Here is an 18,652-nt window from a genome sequence, read left to right as displayed (position 1 = left end):
TTGAACTCTTCACTATGCTTGATCATCTCGTCGGTCTCCTTGAACGAGCCTTAAACTCTCAAGTGACCGGCACAAAACCGTTACAAGTCCATCCTTCAATCTGTGCTCGATCGCGGCGTCGCTGCCGATCCCCATGCGGGCCAGCACCCCGGCGGGCACCGCACGCCGCCAGCTCCTGACAACCAGCCTGAACCTTCCCACGGACCAGACCGATGACAGGACATCTCGTCATGCCGCTTGCCGTCTTGGCTGCTTGCCCGATCGTCTTCACCCTAGGGTTGCACATATGAGCCCAACCCATCGCATCCTGAGCGAAACAATAATATCGGCGATCATCACGGTGACCGCGCTCTGCTGCACCTTCCAAGCCATCGCGAAGCCGCGTGGCGATCCGGCCTCAGAAAAAGAGGTCGCTCGATGCATCCAGCTGGCCGCGCGCGGTCAGCCATGGCTCGAAAAGACGCTCTGGGGCCTGCGGGACCAGGAGGGTGGCTGGATTGGAGCGGAGGTCTTCAACACGAACGGATCCCACGATCTCGGCCCGCTTCAGGTCAATAGCTGGTGGGTGCCGAAACTGGCGCTCGCCACGGGGCGACCGAACTCGCATGTGCGGTGGTGGTTGGTACATGATGCTTGCTTCAACGTCAGCGCGGCTAGGTGGATCTTCTTGTCCGGCTTGGCCGTCACTCGCGATTATTGGGAGGCGATCGGCGTCTATCATAGCCCGACGGAGTGGCGCCAGCGCCGTTATGCCGCGAGCGTCGCCCACCATCTCCGGAGCCGCTTTGGCCCCAATGTATTCCGTGAGCCAGGATCTTCAGGTCCCCGCTAGAGGACTGGCAAGAATGGCCGGAGGGGCGTTTTGGCTTGGCGGCTCGCGACCAAAACCCGATCGCCCCGGCTCAGCAGCCGCGAATATCTGCTCTTGGCAGAGGTTACCGACGCAGCGCTCCAAGCAGACCATCAGAAAGGCACCCTCATTCCAGCCGTTCGCGAAGTCGAAGACTGATTCCGAAAGCGGCCGATCTTTAGCGGCTCAGGCTTGTTGGTAGCTAGTCGTCCTTCGGTGTCGGCCGGTCCCTGCGAGGCTGAAGCGCGGACAGCGATTTCCGCAGTTTGCGGACGTTTTCGCCTGCGCGCAAAAAATCACACAAGCCTCTTGAAAGTCAGGCAGGTAAGATTATCTTACTATCTGTAAGGAAGGTGTCTATGACTCTAGATGAAGCCAGAGCGGCGATCGTCAAGACGCTGCAGAAAGTTCAGGACGTAAGCGGATTGCCCTGTCCGAGCCTGGCGGGTGGTGACGTGCCGCGTCGGGTTCTCGAACAGTTCGACAGCACGGTTTGGCCGGTGGCCACATCGTGGATTGCCAAGGAGCTTGGAGTGAAGATCGACAATGACGTTCATGTGTTCGGTGGTAAAAATGGGGGACCCTTGCTGACAATCAACCAGTCGGCCGAAGTTATTTGCTCGCACATCGCTGAGCAGCATTATGCGGTCGCTGCGGAATGACCGCCGAGACCGAACAGCGCCAACTCATCGCGCGGCGCATCCGTGAAGCCCGTCAGCTTGCCGGCCTCAGCCAGGGCCAGGTCGCCAAGCTGATGGGGATGCATCGCCCGACCGTGAGCGAGATCGAAGCCGGCAACCGCCGGGTCAGCGCCGACGAAATCGCTCACTTCGCCGAGATCTTCGATGTCGGGAGCGCCTATCTGCTGGGTGAGGCCCCCGACAAACTGGCGATGGACGACCCTAAGCTCCAGCTTGCCGCGCGCGAACTGGCCAAATTGTCACCCGATGCTCTGGACGGTCTGTTGCGCGCGCTCGCCGCAGTGCGGACCGATGACGAGACCGAGGACTGAGCGATGAATCGGCGGATCCTCATCCTCGACGGTGCCCAAGCTGCGTCGAATGTGCGCGAGCAGCTCGGCCTCGACCAGATCGCGCCGGTCGATCCTTATGCGATCGCCGAAGGGCTTGGCATCAGGGTCCGCTTCCTGCCGGTCAGCATGGAGGGGTTCTACCAGAAGGGAACGCCGCCGCGCATCATGCTCTCGGCGCTCCGCCCGCTCGCACGTAAGGCTTTCACCTGCGCGCATGAAATCGGGCATCATTGGTTCGGCCACGGCTCGACGATCGACGAGCTGAAAGCGGATGACCGGCAGGACAGCGAGATCCCTGAAGAGATTCTGGCTAATGCATTTGCCGGCTTCCTGCTGATGCCGTCGATCGCGATGCGACGCGCGTTCAACAGCCGGGGGTGGAAGCCCGCGACGGCCAATCCGCTCCAGATCCTCACGATCGCCAGCGAGTTCGGGGTGGGGTACGAGACCCTGCTCACCCACCTTTCGATGACGCTCGGTGATATGCCGCGCAACAGCCGCATCGAACTGGGCAAGTGGGCGCCCCAACGTATCCGTAAGCGGTTCCTCGGGGACGACGATGCCGACGGTCTGGTCCTGCTCGATGCTCGCCAACAGTCGGCCAGCGTCGATCTCGATGAGGGCTACGCGCTGGCCGTGCCTCGCGGGGCGACGATCGATGGCGCCGTGCTGGCCCCACGTCAGACCATCGAAGGCTATGATGTCTACAACGCCGTCGGCCGCGGCCGCGCCACCGTGACCACGCCGGACTGGCAGATCGAGGCGCGTGTCGCCCCGGCGCGCTTCACCGGCCCAGCCAACTACCGCTTCATGGAGGACCCCGATGGGTAAGATAGCCGAACCCGAAACTATTGTCGCCGACAACCTCTCGCTCGGCTGGGCCACCGTGCTCGATCGCCTTGCGCGGCCGGGTGTGGACGCGATTTCGCCGCTCAGCCTGTCGATCACGGGCTTCGCGGATGACGGCACGCCGGTTGAAGTTCCGGCGATCCGCACAGCGATTGACACGCTGCTTGCTGCGAAGGGCAAGCGCGACGTCGAGAATGTCGCCTGGACGATTTTCCCGCAGCGCTACTGGCTGATGTCGGAGGGCAGCCGCGCGGTCTTTTTCGAGATGTTCCGCGAAGCGTTCCAGCGCATCCAGGACTATAATCCGCAGAACAACAAGCGTGGCTCCTATTTCCAGCGCATGGTGGACTTCGAAGGCGGTGGCGCGGGCAAGAACCAGCTCGCCTGGATTCTTGATGAATACGATCGAAATCCGAGCGGCCGCCGTTCTAAATGGCAGGCGACGACCTTTGATCCTTACCGCGACATGCTCACCACCGCGCAGCTCGAATTCCCCTGTCTTCAACAGGTCAGCTTCACTTTCTCGGGCGATGACGGGTTGGTGGTGAACGCCTTCTACGCGACCCAGCAGATCGTTCACAAAGGCTATGGCAATTATTTGGGGCTCGCCCGCCTCGGCGCGTTCATGGCGTCGCAGATGCATCGCCGTCTCGAGCGGCTCAATGTCTTCGTCGGCATTGCTAAGATGGACAAGATTGGCAAGACTGACACTGACTTCGCTGCCATGCTTGCCACGGTTCGCGCTGAACTGACCACCGCGCAGGGGGTCGATCAGGCTGCCTGATATGACCGATCAACATTCGCCCGCCTTCTTCCGCGACACGAACCGATTTGCCGACCTCCGGCCGACCATTGTCTTTGACAGCTATTGGCGCTTCGCAGCCGAGCGGCAGGCGGTCTTCTTCCGCCGGTTGCGCGGCGATCCTGCACCGTGGACCGACGATCCGATTCTACTACGCCACCGCTTCACCAACACCTATCGCGCGGCAGACCGTGTCAGCCAGTACCTAATTCGCGAGGTTATTTATGGCAAAGGCCGCTCGATGGACCCGCGCGAGCAGTTGTTCCGCGTCCTCTTGTTCAAGCTGTTTAATAAGATCGAGACCTGGCAGCTTCTCGAAGACCAGATTGGTGACCTGCGTTGGGAAACGTTCGATTTCACCCGGTACGACAAGCTCCTGTCGGCGGCGATGCGCAGTGGCGCCCGGCTCTATTCCGCGGCTTATATCATCCCGCCTGTCAAATGGCCGGGCGGCGACGGGGTCAAGCATCGCGGACATCTGCATCTCATCCGCACGGCGCTGGGAGGAAAATTAATCGATGAGCTTGGCAGCGCGACCTCGCTTGGCGAAGTTTTTGCGCTCCTCAAGCAATTGCCATCGCTCGGCGATTTTCTCGCTTTCCAGCTTGCGATCGACCTCAACTACGGCACGGCGATCGATTTTCCAGAGGACAGTTTCGTGGTCGCAGGCCCCGGCGCGCGCGACGGCATCGCAAAATGCTTCCACAACGCACCAGATTATTTGGCCGAAGATATCATCGAATTTATGCACGACCGTCAGGATCGCGAGTTCGCGCGGCTTGGCCTAGACTTCGAAAGCTTGTGGGGGCGCCCACTTCAACTGATCGATTGCCAGAACTTGTTCTGCGAGATCAGCAAATATGCGCGGGTCGCCCATCCCGATGTGATGGGCGTGTCGGGCCGCACGAGGATCAAGCAAATCTATAAGCCGCTGCCCTCTCCGCACGGCGTCTGGTTCCCGCCGAAATGGGGGCTCAACGACAAGCTGCCGGCCGACACTGCACGGTCAGGTCAGCTTCTTTGAAAGGACAGATTGATGCAACTTGGCGATTATCAGTCCCAGGCCCTCGAAACGGACCGCACCGGTCTTAACGGTGCGGACGCGGCACAGCTGGTGCCCTTGCTCGGGCTCGCGGGCGAGGCGGGCCAGCTGCTCTCCGAGTACAAGAAATGGCTTCGCGACGGTCCGAGCCATGTGCGTTTCGTCGATCGCGTCCATGAGGAGCTCGGCGACATTCTCTGGTACATCGCCAACGTCGCCAGCAAATATGGCCTCAATCTAGAGGACATCGCGGCCGCCAACCTTGCCAAGACCCGCGCCCGGTTCGGCGAACAAGGCGGCGTCGCGCTTGGCAGTTGCGAGGACGAGGCCGAAAGCTTTCCCGATCGCTTCACGCTTACCTTCGTGCAGCAGGTCGATGGCAACAGCGTAATTGCCCGGACCCTCTTCAATGGCGTCCAGGTTGGGGCGGAACTGACCGACAATGCCCACGAGGATGACGGCTACCGCTTCCACGACGTGTTCCACGCTGGCTTCGTTGCCGTTCTGGGCTGGTCACCTGTCCTGCGCAAGCTTCTGGGCCGCAAACGCAAGAGCGTTGCCAAGCTCGACGAGGTTGAGGACGGCGGCCGCGCGGCGGTCATAGAGGAGGGCATTGCGGCGCTCATCTTCGACTATGGCCGCAACCACAATTTTCTCGAAGGAGCGGGCGGCGTCGACGAGGCGTTGCTGAAAACGGTCCGCGGTATGTGTGCACATCTCGAGGTGAAGGATCAGCCCGAGGCGCTGTGGCAAAGCGCAATCGTACAAAGCTTCGCGGCCTGGCGGGATCTCAACGCCGCGAAGGGCGGTAAGGTACAAGTCGATCGCACCGTCCGGACGCTGCGCTACGTCCCTGCTGCGCCGGTTGCGAGCGCCACGGCGGCCGCGCTCTGAGCGCCGTGCGTCAGGCTGATCAGCCAGTCTGAAATGCCGCGAGCGGTGGCCGCATCGCGCGCGCCGCCTGTTACGGAGACCCGCGGTGCGGAGACCCCGTCCGACAGCAGCTCGACATCGGTCCAGGAAATGCCATCCTGAAGTCCGCCGATCGTCTTGAGAACCGCTTCCTTCACCGCGAACCGCGCAGCCAGCCGCGTCAGCTGTTCGGCATCTGTCCCGTCGAACGCTTGTTCCCCGGGGGTAAAGACGCGGTTGAGTACGTCGGGGTCGAGTTCGCCATAAAGTAATCGGAACCGATCGATTTCCACCAGATCGAGGCCCACCGCGATGACAGTCATGTGCGTCAAGTCACGCTGGCAGTCAGATCAGCGCGCCGCACTGCGCTTGAGCTCGGGATCCTTAATCGAGTCGAGCGTCTCGCGGCGTTCCTCAGCGATCTTCTTCGCCTCCAGGACCACCCCCGACATCGCACCCTGATATTTGGCCACCGCCTGCGCGGTTGCCCGCTTGACCTCGCCGAGGCCTTTGGCGGTTGTCGACCCGCCGTCCTTCGCAACGGCCCACGCATTTCCCTTAGCACCTGCAGGCGCGTCGGCGTTGGTCGCTGGGTCGCTGGCGGACGCCTTGCTCCCCTTGACGACGAACCGGCCGTTCTGCGGAGATTTCTTAAAGGTGGTGCTCTTCCAGCTCATGGCCATCTTCCAGTTCGACCAACTCATACATTATCAGACGAAAGAACTCATTCACAGCGTTTTCGATCTCCGTGACCGCGACTTCGAGCCGTTCGTCGGGAGGGAGTTTCGCGTCGCCGCCGATGTGAACGACGACGCGAGCGCGGCCGTTGTCGTCCAATATAGGGATGCAAAGCTGCCACGCCAGTTTTCCCCAGCGCAATTTGCGCCGCAGCCGGTTGGCCGGGCCGGGCAAATCGAGACCTTGCGGAAAAGGCGCAAGCTCGAAGCGCGATTCTCGCGACCGCCAGGCCTCGCCAAGAACCGAACCGTCGATAGGGACGAGCATGCCCTCGTCTGCATGCCTCTCGTAGCCCGTCGAGAACCGCAGTCGCAGCGAATGATGATAGTCCTGGTCGGGGACGGCGATCGCCACGCGTACCTGCTTTGCATCGATACCGAGCGCCGTTTCCAATACGTCCTCAGCGAGACCGCGCGTAAGTTCGCAGGCGTCGCGGTAGAGCTCGGGGCGGCGGAAGAGTCGCTTGTCGAGCCGGACTCGCGCTGCCGCCGCCCCGTCGCGCACCTCCTGCCTTGCTTGATCGAGCGTCAGATCGAACTGCAACAGCTTTAGGCTGCTCTCCAGCACAAGTTGCTCTGCGTGCCCGGATACCCGCAAATTGAGCTCGCCGGAGCCGAACAATGCCGTGCGGATTGCCGATGGCAGCCAGTTGAATCGGCTGACAAGTGGGGCATCGGATGTATCGGCGATTTCGACAGCGATCGTCAGCGCCTCGGGATCGAGCTCTCGCTCTTCATCGAATGGCCAGGCCGGCAGATTCGAAACTATACCGCCATCTACAAACGAAGATTGACCGATCCGCCACGGCTGGAAAATGATGGGGAGGCAAATCGATGCCGCCACCGCGTCGGCCACCGCCACGTCCGGCGTGCGCTCGGGCGAAAAGAGTTGCAGCTGCCGCTTGCTCAGATTGGCGCTGACGATCTTAAGAGTCGGTCGGTCGCCGTTCCCGAAATCGCTCATTGTCACGATACGTTCGGGTTCGTCGGGAAAGAGCCGGCGTTGCAAAAGGACAGCCAACGCGCCACGAAACCGGCCAACGTCAGCCAGCCCGCCGATAAAGAACCGCACCGCAAGTACCGCCAGAGCAGAAAGCAGGAGGGTCAACACTATCGCGGCGGAAACAACTAGCCAGGACCGCGTGGCCCCGGCGAGGAGCAGCCCGGCCGGCAGGATCAGGCCGGTCGCGCCGCCGGCCACGCGCAGCATCCACGCATGACCTGCGGCCCAGCGGAACCACACCACGCGTGCCCAGCCGGACTTCCCGAAAATGTCGACCGCCCGGCTGATTTCTGGATCGATCGCGCTGAGCTGATCCATGATCGTCGGCCCGCCATCGGGATCGAGCAGTTCGCGAGACGAAAAGCCCGCAGCCTTGAGCGCGGCGACAATCGCGCCCGCCGACGTTCCTGCAAGACCACAAAACGCCACGCCGCGATCTTCCAGTGCGCGTAGCGCACCGACATGGATCAACCCTTTCGCCCCGCCGCCAGCCAAAGCGACGAACGCACGCTGCGGTTCGACGGTGATAGGGGGGCCGGGCAACCGCATTGATCCTGAGCTGTGGCATGTCTCCCGCCGACCATATTGATGAGGCTCATTTCGATCCAGCTAAATGAGCGTCCTTTCGAACGGCTACTTGCCATTCGCCCACGGCAAATCTGCAGGTCGCTGTTGGCCCATTCCCCGCCGTTGTACGGTGCGAGATGGACAAGCTGGCGCGCCTGCTCGTGACAAATCCTGCCGACTTAGGAGTGAAGTGGGACCGACCGACTAGTCCCACCATCATTCTCGGTGGTCATGACAAGCAGCCGCTTTGTCCGAAACCCGATCTCGGATCCACATGGTTGCTGGCCTCGCATAATGGCCCGTCCGCAAGGTTTCCAATTGACAACGCGCCGGAACAAAGTGTGAATAGTGCCGGGTTGCGTGGGGCAAATCTCGCAACCTAGCCGATGGCCTGAAGGAGGGGAGCGAGCGAAGGAATAAGCCATTGAGAACAGGCAGGAAAAGGCCAAATGTGGCACGCTCCCGCCGCGTGTGTGTAAAGACGTGCGTAAATTGAAGCCGAGAGAGGAAGTTTCCTCTCTCTCTCAAGCCCTTAAACCCACCAACTCGGTAGGTGCCGGGCCCACCAATGCTATCTCTCATGATGTTCATAGGGTCCATCCTCGCACAGCTACAAGCTCGCTGAGTCGGATGAACTCTTCGGTAGGCAATAATTCCTGGCGCTACCGCTATCGGCACCTTGCGCAGAGGACAATCCTCAGCCTGGGCCGGTAGTCGCTTCGGCGCATGCCGCAGCGCTATCGCCCCAGCGTCCGCGCGAAGGCAATGGGCCAAGCTGATGATCGCCGCATCTGCAAGGAGGGAAGACGCATGGCTGGCGATCGCGTGGTGGACAACTCGGATGCGGCGTCTTTCGTTTAGCGGGTTCAGTGCCTTGTCGAGACGCCCGCATTGCTGATCGCGCCCTAAAACCGCACCGGCGGAAGCTCTCTCAATCGTTCGATGTGATGGGGCGCATCAGTTTTAGGTCGGTGTTCAACCGGTCTGCCTTTCTCCATAACGGGTAAGGAGCAGGATGTGGACATGCCGGCGCCTGAAGGTCGGTTTTCGTCCTCGCCGATGCACGCCGGCACGGGTGGTGGCTGATATTGTCAAACGGCAGTCAGCCTGTTGTGCCCTGCGCGCGGTGCCATGCGGTGCGTAATCTTGCCCGAATATGCGGTTCGGGCCGGCGATCTTCGCTGGCGACAGGCCATGGTGCGAGCTTTGGGCGAAGGGATGCGAGATGGCCGAAACTGCTTTTCCATCGTCGCTGCACGCTTCGCGCATCGACAGCGATACAGTAGCGGCGGGAGCCGAGGCTGCCTCCCACAACATCACCAAGATTTGGATTAAGCCCGCGAAATGACGGACAATCAGAGCATTGCCGGTATCGAAACGCGGCCCGGAATATCGATCCCGTACAAAACGATTTTCGAACAATTCGAAGCGGCCGCCCAACGCGCGCCCGCAAATGCATTTCTTTGCTATCCCGCAACTGCGAGCCGGGACTATTATCCCGAAGGCCTCCAGCAAAGTTACGGCGACGCCTATGCGATCGTCATGGACCTTGCCGATCGCTACCGGGCTGCGGGCTATGGTATCGGTCACCGCATCGCGCTTGTCGCCGGTAACCGCCCGGAGCATTTCTGGCACCTGTTCGCGCTCAACAGCCTCGGCGCCTGCGTCGTTACGCTGAACCAGGATTATCTGCCGCACGAAATGGCCTATGGCATAAGCTTTCCAGACTGCGCGGCCGTCCTGACGGCACCACCCTGGCTTAGCAAGGTGCAGGACGTGGTGTCGGCGTTCGATCATCCGATCCCCGTGATCGACATATCGGCGCTGCCCAACCCGCTGCTCGTGATCAAAAGCCGCGCGCTACTCGATCTCCACGCCGGCGTCGAAGCCGCCGACGGACGGTGGGGCGTTCGCCTGTGGGGCCGCAACGTCACCAACACATATTATTGGACGTCGGCAGTGCAGAATCAGGACGTCAACATCCGATTTGCCGGGCGGCCCGCGACCTATGGCGTAAGTGTCTCCGCAAAATTCTAGGGTGCGCTGCCGTCAATCGGCTAATCTTGGAAAATGACATAATCGAGAGGAGTAGTATCATGGAAAAATATCTGATGTTTGCGTTCACCGCACCTGTTGAGGGTAAGGAGGATGAATATAATCATTGGTACGACAATATCGCGCTACCGCTGTATCGAGACATCCCCAACACCACCCCACTCGGCCGTTACAAGGCGGTTCCGCACAAGGGTTACGAGTTTGAGCGCGGAAACGACTATGGATATGTCTCGGTCTACGAATTCGAGGCTGACGATCTCGATGCCCATTTCAAGGTCGTGAAGGAGTTTGTCGCGACGGAAGGCCCCAAGCGCGGCTATGAATTCAGCGACACAATCGACAAGACCAAGTTCTTCGAGCCGCTGTTCGTCAAGATCTGATGAACCAAGCACGATGCCCAGGCGAATGAATTGGGAAGGTATGGCAAGGTGAGGTAAGGATAGAGGGTTGGGCGACTTCAGGAATGCGTTGCGGCATCCCTCCATGCCGATCTGCGTCAACCAGGCCGCTTCCCTCTATCCCATCCTGGTATCTGGATCGCCTTCCCACATAAATATCCTGCACCGCTCGGGGTGTCCGGTGGCAGATCGTTGCGCCGGGCAATTCGAGGGTGAGGTGCGCCTCTCAGGGGGGGGGGCGGGACCAAAAGCGGACTTGGCATCCCCCGGCTTGAAGGTGGCCAGGCATCGACATCTGTAGGGATGGGAAGACCCCTCAACACGGGACGCACGGCATTTTCATCGGGGATGTGGCTGACGTCCATCTGTAGGGTAAGCCGAACCGCCTGATCTACGTCGATTAATAGGTAGCGGCAGGGCAGAAATCGGCACGGTGGCAGGCGGGCGCAACAGGCCTGCGCTCGCTCAGGCCAGTCATGTCGACAACCGATTTGGCGGCCGCAAAAAGCGCGTGACGCCTTTAACAAGCTCGTCCGTCAAGAGCAGGGCAAGGGGCGGCATCGATCGCCGAGAAACGGGCTTCAGCGCCCAATGCTCTTGCGCGGCCCGAACTCGGGCCAATGGCAAGAAGCTGATATGCGTGAGCCCGAGGGGAACGACGCTGGCGTAGCCGGATCGCCGTCCCCTCGATGTCATGTCATATCTTCATGCAGCGAGCGCCTGGATCGCCTCATTTGCCTGGGCCTTGGCGATAGCCTTCTGCTCCTCGCTGACGGCCAGCCCTTCCGCGATGATGATCTCAGGATTCGCGATGCCGATGAAGCCAAGCGCGGCGCGCAGATAGCTGTCACCATGCTCGACCGCCGCCTGGGCAGTGCCAGGACCATAGAAGCCGCCGCGGGTGATCGCGATAATGACACGCTTGGCACCCATCAGACCGGTTGGACCCTGCTCGGAATAGCCGAAGGTGGTGCCGGGCACGAGGATGCGGTCGATCCAGGCCTTGAGATGCGTGGGGATCGTGAAATTATACATGGGCGCGCCGATCACCACGACATCGGCCGCGAGGAATTCCTCAAGCAGGGCGTCACTGGCAGCACGGCCAAGCGCCGCATCGCCTTCGAGCGGGCCCGCCATCTGCGAGAGCGGATGCGCCGACGGCAGCGTTGCTGGGACCGCGTGGGTCAGGCCGTCGGCCACGAGATCGCGCGTGACGATCTCGGCGTCCGGGAGGTCCGATTTGAGTTTGTCGACAATGGCTCCGGTGAGCTCCCGGCTCGCGGAATGTTCACCCAGAATGCTGCTGTCGATTCGAAGAATTTTCACGATCACCTCGCTATAGATATGTGACCGAGGTACAAATATATACCGATATGTGCGCCGCAAGACGGCACATTTTCTATACCGAGGTAACATGACTGATACCGAGATTGCCTTTCACCCCGTCAGCGAGTGCCTCAAGGTTACCGAGGTTCTCGCGCGGGTGGGCGACAAATGGAGCGTCCTCATCATCTCTCGTCTGGGTGAGCGGAGCATGCGATTCAGCGAGCTGCGGCGAGTCGTGGACGGCATATCGCAGCGCATGCTCACCTTGGCCTTGCGTGGCCTTGAACGTGACGGACTTATCACACGGACGGTGACACCCGCGATCCCTCCGCGTGTGGACTATGAGCTCACGGCGCTAGGACGTTCCCTGCTGATTCCTGTCGACGCGCTCGCCCAATGGGCCTTGGCCAATCGGGCGACCGTGGAAGGCGCGCGCCACGCCTTTGATCTGCGGGCGGCGAACGGGACGGATTGGCCCGTCACGCTGGCTACGCGCGGCTGAGCGAGACAATCGTACCCAGTTCTTCTGGTCGCCTAGACCTTCTTGATAAGGCCGATCTCGATCAGCCGCTCGGTCAGATAATCATGTGCGCTGATGGGCGGGTCGCGGCGCGGATTATCCTCTGTCACGCATTGCGGCAGCGCATCGATCATGAAATCCGGGCGCAGGTGGAGGAAGAACGGCATCGAATAGCGCGAATGGCCACGGCGGTCGGGCGGCGGATTGACGACCTGGTGGCTGGTCGAGGGCAGGACGTGGTTGGTGAGCCGCTGGAGCATGTCGCCGACATTGATCGCTAGCGCGCCGCGCGGCGGCACGACGGGAAGCCAGTTACCGTCACGGTCCCTCAGTTCCAGCCCGCCTTCCTCCGCGCCCAACAGCAGGGTGATGAGATTGATATCCTCATGCGCGCCGGCGCGGATGCCAGGCGCTTCAGGCGACACCGGTGGATAGTGGAGTAGGCGCAGGATCGAATTGCCGTTTTCGATCGGGCCGTCGAACCAGCGCTCGGGCAGGCCGAGATAGAGGGCGATGGCGGAGAGCAGTTCCGCGCCGACACGGTCGAACTCGCGATAGAGGGCCCTAAAAACTGACGCGAATTCCGGCAATTCGTCCGGCCAGATGTTGGGCGGCATCGTTTCGGCCAGTGGGTCGCCGACGGGCAGATCGCGACCTACATGCCAGAATTCCTTGAGGTCATTCTCGCGCGCGCCCTTGGCGATTTCGGTGCCGAAGGCGGTGTAGCCGCGCTGGCCGCCATTGGGTTTCGCATCATAGCGCTGCTTCGCCGCCACCGGCAGGTCGAAGAAGCGGCGAGCCAGCGCCCATCCTTCATCGATCAGATTTTGGTCCATACCATGATCCCGGACCATGGCGAAGCCGAACCGTTGAAAGGATTGCCCGAACGCCTGGGCAAAATCCGCCTTGGGCATGTCCGCCATCGACAGGACGGGCACTCGATCCAGCACCGTTTTCGACACATTTCTTCTCCAGATATTCCGCATTGGCCGCGTTCCGGGATATGGGGCCGGCCGTTCATGCCCGCATCCTTGATCGCGCCGGGCCGCTGTTGCAAGGAGGCAGAATGAACTATTGGCTGATGAAATCGGAACCGGATGTCTTTGCCTATGACGACTTGGTCGCCAAGGGGAAGGCGGAGTGGGACGGGGTGCGTAACCATGCTGCAAAGCTGCATATGCAGGCGATGCGGAAAGGCGACCTGGCGCTATTCTACCACAGCAATATCGGCGTCGAGGCGGTGGGCATCATGACGATCGTCGAAGAAGCCGCGCCCGACAGCACGGACGAAACCGGCAAATGGGTCGCGGTGCATGTCGCGCCGAAGGAAAAATTGGCAAAGCCGGTGACATTGAAAACCATGAAGGCCGATCCAGCGCTTTCCGATATGGTGATGCTGCGCCAGTCGCGCCTGTCCGTGTCGCCCCTCACCAAGGCGCAATTTGACCATATCGTCGCCTTGTCAAAGGCTTGAGGCGCTCGACAAAGAAGGTTGCACGTTACGCAACTGCAATGACGCTATTTGCGATTGGGGCATGTCGCGTCGCGACATAGGTAAGCCGCAACCAATAAATATATCCAGAGGTGTTTGATCGGCATTCACAAGGAGACACCCTATGCGAATGCTGTCGAAGTTCATCATTGCCGGCGCTTTGAGCGCCATCGCCGCCACCGCCGCTCAGGCCGAAGACGCCACCGCCAAGCAGCGCTTCACCCACGAAGGCTACACTTATGTGTACCAGGTGAAGGACACCAACACTGGCCAGGTGATTTCCGGCCGTCGTTATCCCGACGCCGTTGCCTTCAATCTGGCCGTCAAGAATGGCAAGGTTTCAGGCGTATCGGGCGGCAAGGCGGTTGCCTTTGACGTCGAGGAAGCGCGCGGCGCCGCTTCGGAATAAAGCAATTCTCCAGGAACATTGAAAAGGGCGGCACCCGATGAGGATGCCGCCCTTTTTGTGTGCCGAGCCTTAGCGGCAGCGACGCTTGCTGTCGATTTCCTTGCCGAGCAGCGCGCCGCCGGCCGCACCCAGGATGGTGCCGGTCGCACGGTCGCCGCGCGTATCGATCGCGCGACCGACCAGAGCGCCGCCTACGCCGCCAACGATCAGGCCGGTGGTGCCATTGGATTTGCGGCAATAGGTCCGGCCATCGCGCCCGCGCCATTCGCTGTAGCGATGATGCTTGCGGGCCTGAGCGCCTTCGGTCGAGATGGCCATGGAAACAGGGACGGCCAGCGAGACGGCGGCCAGGGCGAGCAGGGCTTTACGCATGAGTTTCTCCTCCGGTTGCGTGAATTGACGGTTCAACCCTTTCACTTTGATCGAGGTTGCATGAACGTGCGGCAACGAAGCAAGATATTGTAATGCGGTCGATAAAATTTTGACGCGACGCAGCCGAAGCAAGCCGCGAACGGGATTGGCGCTAAGCAAGCCGACATTCGGATGGAGGAGAAAGTTATCCACATTTATCCACAGATTTCGCATCACCATGGTCATCATGGCGCGCGATTCCCCTTGGCCCGACTCGCAGATGGTGAGACGATCTTTCTTGTCGAGGCGAGGAAGCGGAGCGATCCAAACCCGAAAATATGCTGAGAAATCAGGTGTTTTCTGCCGCGATAGTCTGGCCGGGCGGTCTTGCTTCCAGCAAAAATGCCAAGGCGGACGAGGCCGCTTGACAACCCATGCCGGGTACGCGCGAAAGTGAACGTCGGGTTTGGGAATGATGGCGACCCGCACCGGGCGGACGGCCTTGAAAAAGGCTTGAGAACCGGGGCAAAGCCTGCGTCGAGTCCGTGAGGACAAGGCGCGGGATACGCCGGGCCGATGATCGCATCTTGCAAAAGACGCGGATCGGACGACCCGACGGAAATGGGGACCGGCAGCGATGCCGGCCCCCATTTTGATTCGGCGGGGACCGCCATGGTTTGACGTTGACCGGCACGGGCACGGCCATTAGGGCGAGCATCCATTAGCCGGCTTAGCACAGCGGTAGTGCAGCGGTTTTGTAAACCGAAGGTCGGGGGTTCGATCCCCTCAGCCGGCACCATCCTCCATTTCACGCAACGCCAAACGTCCAGCCTTCCGTGCGGGCGATGTGCGGGGTCATGGCTGGAGGGTTCCAGAGCGATGCCCGGTCCGCCGCGATACGCAGCCAGGCGGTGGTCAGGATCGCGTCGGTCGCGTGGTCGCTGTAGCGCGGCAAGGCGCGGTGCGGACCGACTCCCAGTTCCGCAAGCGCTGCATCCAGTGACTGGGCATCGCGCATCTTGGCTCGCCCGGGGGGCAGGCGCGCCTCCCGCGCGGCGAGGCTGGTGTAGATTTCCACGATCAGCGGCCCGTCGGCCGGGATGGGATCGAACGGCCAGACCGGCACGACGCCGCGCAGCCGGTGCAGGGTCCGCATACCCGTCAGACTCGACTTGCCGACCTGGGCCGCGCCGACGAGGTTGAAGCAGCTGGAGGGCGAAAGGCCCATGGCCGCTTGTCCGAGTTCGCAAACCCGCAGGCGGCCCTTGCCTGCGGGAAATAGATCGCCGCAGTCACCATGCTGGCGGAAATGCCGCCTGATTTCGGCATGGCGCAGCAGCGACGACACGGACAGGTGGAGATCGTCGGCGGCATGCCGCTCGACCATTGCCCATAGCGCCGTCGCATCGGCGGGACTGTCGGGCCAGCCGGGGAAATATGCCCCCTCGTCCGCGAAGGGCAAGGCGGGCGAGAGATCGAGCCCTATCAGCAGCCGGGTGCCCGCGCGGCCATGCGCGACCAGCCACTCCGTCAGCCTCTCGCGTGTCCATCCGCCGGGCGGAGCGAGCAGCACGGGCGGCCGGTCCCCCCTGTCGGCATAGGCGACGGCCAGCCCTTTCGGCCGGGCAACCGCCTCGCCCGACCAGTCGACAACGGCGAAATGGTCGAACCCGCTCACCCGCTGTCGCGCCCTGCCCGCAGCCGGTCCCAATGGGCCATGCGTTCGGCCACACGCGCCTCAAAGCCGCGATCGGTCGGGGCGTAGAAGGTCTGCGGGGTCATCTCTTCGGGCCAATAGTTAGCGCCGGAAAAGCCCTCCGCCGCGTCATGATCATATTGATAGCCCTTGCCGTATCCGACCTGCTTCATCAGCTTGGTGGGAGCATTGACGATGTTCATCGGCGGCATCAGCGATCCGGTTTCGCGCGCCGACCTGAACGAAGCCTTCATCGCCATATAGCCGGCGTTGGATTTGGGCGCGGTCGCGCAATAGAGGCAGGCCTGCACGATCGCGAGTTCGCCCTCGGGCGATCCCAGAAACTCATAGGCGTCTTTCGCGGCGAGGCATTGCACCACTGCCTGCGGATCGGCGAGGCCGATGTCTTCGGTCGCAAAGCGTACCAGGCGGCGCAGCACATAGAGCGGCTCTTCGCCGGCGGTCAGCATCCGCGCGAGATAATAGAGCGCGGCCTGCGGATCGGACCCGCGCAGCGATTTGTGCAGGGCAGAGATGAGGTTGTAATGTCCCTCGCGATCCTTGTCATAGACCGCCACGCGGCGGTGCAGCAGCGCGGAGAGGCCGGCAGGATCGAGCGGGTCGGCTAGCGCGATAGAATAGAGCGTCTCGACCTGGTTCAGCAGAAAACGCCCATCGCCGTCGGCACTCGCCAGCAATGCTTCGCGCGCAGCGGCGTCCAGCGGCAACGGTCGGCCGGTCAGCGCCTCGGCCCGCTCCAGCAGCAGTTCTAGCGCCGCCGCATCGAGCCGGCGCAGGATCAGCACCTGCGCGCGGGACAGAAGCGCAGCGTTCAGTTCGAAGCTCGGATTTTCGGTGGTCGCGCCGACCAGGGTCACGGTGCCGTCCTCGACGAAGGGCAGGAAGCTGTCCTGCTGCGCCCGGTTGAAGCGATGAATTTCGTCCACGAAAAGCAACGTCTTTTCGCCACGCCGGCCATGCTCCCTGGCGGCGGCGAACACTTTCTTAAGGTCGGCGACGCCCGAAAACACCGCCGAAATCGGCTCGAACCGCATCCCTACCGCGTCGGCGAGCAGGCGCGAGATGGTGGTTTTGCCTGTGCCCGGCGGCCCCCAGAAGATGATCGAAGAGAGCCGCCCCGCCGCCACCATCCGCCCGATCGCGCCGTCCGGACCGGTCAGATGCTCCTGCCCGACGACCTCGGCCAGCGTGCGGGGGCGAAGCCGGCCGGCGAGGGGCGCGGTGTCGGCCGGCGCGTCGGCGGGCAGGTCTTCGGGAGCGAAAAGGTCGGCCATCAGCCGGATATAGGCATGGCGGCGAGCTTAGGGAACCGGGCTGGAGCGGGGCAAGAGCCCCTGTGCGCGCTGGCGGATAACGCGAAGATAGGTGTCGACCAGCGCCTGATTGACTTGGTCCCAGCCATTGCGCTCGGCGCGCGCTTGCGCCGCCTGTCCCGCGCGTCGGCGCGCGTCGGGGTCGAGGCAATAGGCTTCGAGCGCATCGGCGAAGGCGCCGATCGCGCCGGGGCGGATCAGCCGGCCGGTGACGCCTTCCGTCACCAGGCTTTCGCTGCCGGTTGCGCGCGCGGCGACGGTGGGCAGGCCGCACGCCATGGCTTCGAGCGTCACGTTGCCGAAGGTTTCGGTCACGGACGGATTGAACAGCATATCCATGCTGGCGACCGCGCGCCCAAGCTCCGGCCCCTTCTGAAATCCGGTGAACACCGCCTGCGGCAGCCGATTTTGAAACCATTCGCGCGCCGGGCCCTCGCCCACGATCAGCACCTTGTGCCGCAACTGCCGCGCGCTGAGTTGGTCGATCGTGTCGGAAAAGACGTCCAGCCCCTTTTCCATTACGAGCCGGCCGATGAAGCCGATCGCCGGCACATCATCCTCTAAGCCGATCGAGCGGCGCCATTCGAGATCGCGGCGACCGGGATGGAAAATGTCGCGGTCGATGCCGCGCGTCCAGATGCCGACATCATAGCTCATCCGCTGTTCGCGCAGCAGTTGCGCCATCGATTCGGAGGGCGCGACGATCGCGTCGCAGCGGCGATAGAAGCGTCGCAGCATCGATTCGACCAGCGGTTCGAGGAAGGCGAGGCCATAATAGCGCGGATAGGTTTCGAACCTTGTATGCACCGACGCGACGGTCGGCACCTGATGGCGGCGCGCCCAGCTGAGGGCGCGATGACCTAAAGGATCGGGGCTCGACAGATGGACCAGATTGGGGGCGAATGCTTTGATATCGCGGCGCAGAGTGCGCGAAAGCCGGTAGGGAACGCGATATTCCTTGCGGCCCGGCACTGCGAAGGACGGCGCGCTCACCAGGTCGCCGGTGGGCTCGAACGCCGGCTTCTCGACCGTCGGCGCATAGACGCGCACGGTCGCTCCCTGGCGCAACAGATAGGCGACAAAGCGATTGAGCGCCTGATTGGCGCCGTCGCGCACATAATTATAGTTGCCGCTGAAGAGGGCTACGCGAAGGCCGGTTGCATCCATCGGCGCCCCTTAGTCCATTCGAGCGACTGGGGGAACACCCCGGCGTGGGCGGCTGCGGCGGGGTGCCCCAGGCTCAATGTGGAACCTTCCAACTCTTTGGGATTTTTGC

The 18,652-nt window shown here is 62.0% G+C and carries 22 protein-coding genes and 1 tRNA gene; 13 read left to right on the top strand and 10 right to left on the bottom strand.

Annotated features, from left to right (window positions below):
* Positions 1–286 precede the first annotated feature (286 nt).
* From ACETPF_RS18405 to ACETPF_RS18375, 7 genes are all read left to right on the top strand, one after another.
* Positions 287–832 carry a lytic transglycosylase domain-containing protein gene (locus tag ACETPF_RS18405; RefSeq protein ID WP_373936053.1) on the top strand — a complete coding sequence of 182 codons (546 nt, stop codon included), beginning with the start codon at positions 287–289 and terminating at the stop codon, positions 830–832.
* 377 nt (positions 833–1,209) lie between these two features.
* The gene (locus ACETPF_RS18400) at positions 1,210–1,512 is read left to right on the top strand and encodes a hypothetical protein (RefSeq protein ID WP_373936052.1); all 303 of its coding nucleotides are present in this window, start codon (positions 1,210–1,212) and stop codon (positions 1,510–1,512) included.
* On the top strand, positions 1,509–1,862 hold the full coding sequence (locus ACETPF_RS18395) for a helix-turn-helix domain-containing protein (RefSeq protein WP_373936051.1): 354 nt from the start codon (positions 1,509–1,511) through the stop codon (positions 1,860–1,862). The genes ACETPF_RS18400 and ACETPF_RS18395 overlap by 4 nt, the downstream gene beginning before the upstream one ends.
* A 3-nt stretch (positions 1,863–1,865) precedes the next feature.
* Positions 1,866–2,714, top strand: coding sequence for an ImmA/IrrE family metallo-endopeptidase (locus ACETPF_RS18390; protein ID WP_373936050.1), 849 nt, complete (start codon positions 1,866–1,868; stop codon positions 2,712–2,714).
* Entirely contained in the window at positions 2,650–3,516 is an 867-nt protein-coding gene (locus ACETPF_RS18385; protein WP_373936049.1) for a thymidylate synthase, read from the top strand. Before ACETPF_RS18390 ends, ACETPF_RS18385 begins: the two co-directional genes overlap by 65 nt.
* Before the next feature lies 1 nt (position 3,517).
* Positions 3,518–4,558: a nucleotide kinase domain-containing protein gene (locus ACETPF_RS18380; protein WP_373936048.1), complete on the top strand. Its 1,041-nt coding sequence runs from the start codon at positions 3,518–3,520 to the stop codon at positions 4,556–4,558.
* Between the two features lie 12 nt (positions 4,559–4,570).
* Positions 4,571–5,470 (top strand): nucleoside triphosphate pyrophosphohydrolase family protein, encoded by a 900-nt coding sequence (locus ACETPF_RS18375; RefSeq protein ID WP_373936047.1) that lies wholly within the window; start codon positions 4,571–4,573, stop codon positions 5,468–5,470.
* Here ACETPF_RS18375 and ACETPF_RS18370 read toward each other — a convergent pair.
* From ACETPF_RS18370 to ACETPF_RS18355, 4 genes are all read right to left on the bottom strand, one after another.
* Positions 5,422–5,811: a holo-ACP synthase gene (locus tag ACETPF_RS18370; RefSeq protein ID WP_373936046.1), complete on the bottom strand. Its 390-nt coding sequence runs from the start codon at positions 5,809–5,811 to the stop codon at positions 5,422–5,424. The genes ACETPF_RS18375 and ACETPF_RS18370 overlap by 49 nt on opposite strands.
* 27 nt (positions 5,812–5,838) lie before the next feature.
* Positions 5,839–6,165, bottom strand: a complete 327-nt coding sequence (locus ACETPF_RS18365; RefSeq protein ID WP_373936045.1) for a hypothetical protein — start codon at positions 6,163–6,165, stop codon at positions 5,839–5,841.
* Positions 6,140–7,777 (bottom strand): patatin-like phospholipase family protein, encoded by a 1,638-nt coding sequence (locus tag ACETPF_RS18360; RefSeq protein WP_373936044.1) that lies wholly within the window; start codon positions 7,775–7,777, stop codon positions 6,140–6,142. Before ACETPF_RS18360 ends, ACETPF_RS18365 begins: the two co-directional genes overlap by 26 nt.
* Positions 7,778–8,770: 993 nt before the next feature.
* Entirely contained in the window at positions 8,771–9,235 is a 465-nt protein-coding gene (locus tag ACETPF_RS18355) for a hypothetical protein (RefSeq protein ID WP_373936062.1), read from the bottom strand.
* Between ACETPF_RS18355 and ACETPF_RS18350 the strand changes: the two genes are divergently transcribed.
* Positions 9,140–9,832 (top strand): AMP-binding protein, encoded by a 693-nt coding sequence (locus ACETPF_RS18350; protein WP_373936043.1) that lies wholly within the window; start codon positions 9,140–9,142, stop codon positions 9,830–9,832. The genes ACETPF_RS18355 and ACETPF_RS18350 overlap by 96 nt on opposite strands.
* Positions 9,833–9,891: 59 nt before the next feature.
* Positions 9,892–10,230 carry a hypothetical protein gene (locus ACETPF_RS18345; protein ID WP_373936042.1) on the top strand — a complete coding sequence of 113 codons (339 nt, stop codon included), beginning with the start codon at positions 9,892–9,894 and terminating at the stop codon, positions 10,228–10,230.
* 723 nt (positions 10,231–10,953) lie between these two features.
* Here the strand turns inward: ACETPF_RS18345 and ACETPF_RS18340 are convergent.
* Positions 10,954–11,574, bottom strand: a complete 621-nt coding sequence (locus ACETPF_RS18340; protein WP_373936041.1) for an FMN-dependent NADH-azoreductase — start codon at positions 11,572–11,574, stop codon at positions 10,954–10,956.
* 88 nt (positions 11,575–11,662) lie between these two features.
* Between ACETPF_RS18340 and ACETPF_RS18335 the strand changes: the two genes are divergently transcribed.
* Positions 11,663–12,076, top strand: coding sequence for a winged helix-turn-helix transcriptional regulator (locus tag ACETPF_RS18335; protein WP_373936040.1), 414 nt, complete (start codon positions 11,663–11,665; stop codon positions 12,074–12,076).
* A 32-nt stretch (positions 12,077–12,108) separates the two neighbouring features.
* Here ACETPF_RS18335 and ACETPF_RS18330 read toward each other — a convergent pair whose 3' ends face one another.
* Entirely contained in the window at positions 12,109–13,056 is a 948-nt protein-coding gene (locus tag ACETPF_RS18330) for an isopenicillin N synthase family dioxygenase (RefSeq protein ID WP_373936039.1), read from the bottom strand.
* Positions 13,057–13,160: 104 nt separating this feature from the next.
* Between ACETPF_RS18330 and ACETPF_RS18325 the strand changes: the two genes are divergently transcribed.
* Together ACETPF_RS18325 and ACETPF_RS18320 are read left to right on the top strand one after the other, a co-directional pair.
* A complete protein-coding gene (locus ACETPF_RS18325) occupies positions 13,161–13,568 on the top strand; it encodes an EVE domain-containing protein (protein ID WP_373936038.1) in 408 nt (135 codons plus the stop codon).
* A gap of 148 nt (positions 13,569–13,716) precedes the next feature.
* Positions 13,717–13,995: a hypothetical protein gene (locus ACETPF_RS18320; RefSeq protein WP_373936037.1), complete on the top strand. Its 279-nt coding sequence runs from the start codon at positions 13,717–13,719 to the stop codon at positions 13,993–13,995.
* A 69-nt stretch (positions 13,996–14,064) separates the two neighbouring features.
* On the opposite strand, the gene ACETPF_RS18315 is transcribed toward ACETPF_RS18320, so the two are convergent.
* Positions 14,065–14,367 carry a glycine zipper 2TM domain-containing protein gene (locus ACETPF_RS18315; RefSeq protein WP_373936061.1) on the bottom strand — a complete coding sequence of 101 codons (303 nt, stop codon included), beginning with the start codon at positions 14,365–14,367 and terminating at the stop codon, positions 14,065–14,067.
* A gap of 703 nt (positions 14,368–15,070) precedes the next feature.
* Between ACETPF_RS18315 and ACETPF_RS18310 the strand changes: the two genes are divergently transcribed.
* Positions 15,071–15,145, top strand: a tRNA-Thr gene (locus tag ACETPF_RS18310).
* Positions 15,146–15,154: 9 nt separating this feature from the next.
* Here the strand turns inward: ACETPF_RS18310 and ACETPF_RS18305 are convergent.
* From ACETPF_RS18305 to ACETPF_RS18295, 3 genes are read right to left on the bottom strand one after another with little or no spacing between them, the layout of a single operon-like run.
* Complete coding sequence (locus ACETPF_RS18305; RefSeq protein WP_373936036.1) at positions 15,155–16,024, bottom strand: hypothetical protein; 870 nt, start codon at positions 16,022–16,024, stop codon at positions 15,155–15,157.
* Positions 16,021–17,337, bottom strand: coding sequence for a replication-associated recombination protein A (locus tag ACETPF_RS18300; protein WP_373936035.1), 1,317 nt, complete (start codon positions 17,335–17,337; stop codon positions 16,021–16,023). Before ACETPF_RS18300 ends, ACETPF_RS18305 begins: the two co-directional genes overlap by 4 nt.
* A 27-nt stretch (positions 17,338–17,364) precedes the next feature.
* Positions 17,365–18,543, bottom strand: a complete 1,179-nt coding sequence (locus ACETPF_RS18295; protein ID WP_373936034.1) for a glycosyltransferase family 4 protein — start codon at positions 18,541–18,543, stop codon at positions 17,365–17,367.
* Between the last annotated feature and the right edge of the window lie 109 nt (positions 18,544–18,652).

The sequence above is a fragment of the Sphingobium agrisoli genome (genome assembly GCF_041877245.1).
Lineage (GTDB): Bacteria > Pseudomonadota > Alphaproteobacteria > Sphingomonadales > Sphingomonadaceae > Sphingobium.
Note: the sequence above shows the minus strand (reverse complement) of the source record. Positions and strands in the feature narration are given on the sequence as shown.

Bases quoted from the DNA above. Each gene is read 5' to 3' on its own strand.
- ACETPF_RS18345 (WP_373936042.1), top strand. From the start codon at position 9,892: ATGGAAAAATATCTGATGTTTGCGTTCACCGCACCTGTTGAGGGTAAG.
- ACETPF_RS18365 (WP_373936045.1), bottom strand. From the start codon at position 6,165: ATGAGCTGGAAGAGCACCACCTTTAAGAAATCTCCGCAGAACGGCCGG.
- ACETPF_RS18350 (WP_373936043.1), top strand. From the start codon at position 9,140: ATGACGGACAATCAGAGCATTGCCGGTATCGAAACGCGGCCCGGAATA.
- ACETPF_RS18370 (WP_373936046.1), bottom strand. From the start codon at position 5,811: ATGACTGTCATCGCGGTGGGCCTCGATCTGGTGGAAATCGATCGGTTC.
- ACETPF_RS18390 (WP_373936050.1), top strand. From the start codon at position 1,866: ATGAATCGGCGGATCCTCATCCTCGACGGTGCCCAAGCTGCGTCGAAT.
- ACETPF_RS18335 (WP_373936040.1), top strand. From the start codon at position 11,663: ATGACTGATACCGAGATTGCCTTTCACCCCGTCAGCGAGTGCCTCAAG.
- ACETPF_RS18380 (WP_373936048.1), top strand. From the start codon at position 3,518: ATGACCGATCAACATTCGCCCGCCTTCTTCCGCGACACGAACCGATTT.
- ACETPF_RS18375 (WP_373936047.1), top strand. From the start codon at position 4,571: ATGCAACTTGGCGATTATCAGTCCCAGGCCCTCGAAACGGACCGCACC.
- ACETPF_RS18395 (WP_373936051.1), top strand. From the start codon at position 1,509: ATGACCGCCGAGACCGAACAGCGCCAACTCATCGCGCGGCGCATCCGT.
- ACETPF_RS18295 (WP_373936034.1), bottom strand. From the start codon at position 18,543: ATGGATGCAACCGGCCTTCGCGTAGCCCTCTTCAGCGGCAACTATAAT.
- ACETPF_RS18320 (WP_373936037.1), top strand. From the start codon at position 13,717: ATGCTGTCGAAGTTCATCATTGCCGGCGCTTTGAGCGCCATCGCCGCC.
- ACETPF_RS18325 (WP_373936038.1), top strand. From the start codon at position 13,161: ATGAACTATTGGCTGATGAAATCGGAACCGGATGTCTTTGCCTATGAC.
- ACETPF_RS18405 (WP_373936053.1), top strand. From the start codon at position 287: ATGAGCCCAACCCATCGCATCCTGAGCGAAACAATAATATCGGCGATC.
- ACETPF_RS18360 (WP_373936044.1), bottom strand. From the start codon at position 7,777: ATGCGGTTGCCCGGCCCCCCTATCACCGTCGAACCGCAGCGTGCGTTC.
- ACETPF_RS18300 (WP_373936035.1), bottom strand. From the start codon at position 17,337: ATGGCCGACCTTTTCGCTCCCGAAGACCTGCCCGCCGACGCGCCGGCC.
- ACETPF_RS18315 (WP_373936061.1), bottom strand. From the start codon at position 14,367: ATGCGTAAAGCCCTGCTCGCCCTGGCCGCCGTCTCGCTGGCCGTCCCT.
- ACETPF_RS18400 (WP_373936052.1), top strand. From the start codon at position 1,210: ATGACTCTAGATGAAGCCAGAGCGGCGATCGTCAAGACGCTGCAGAAA.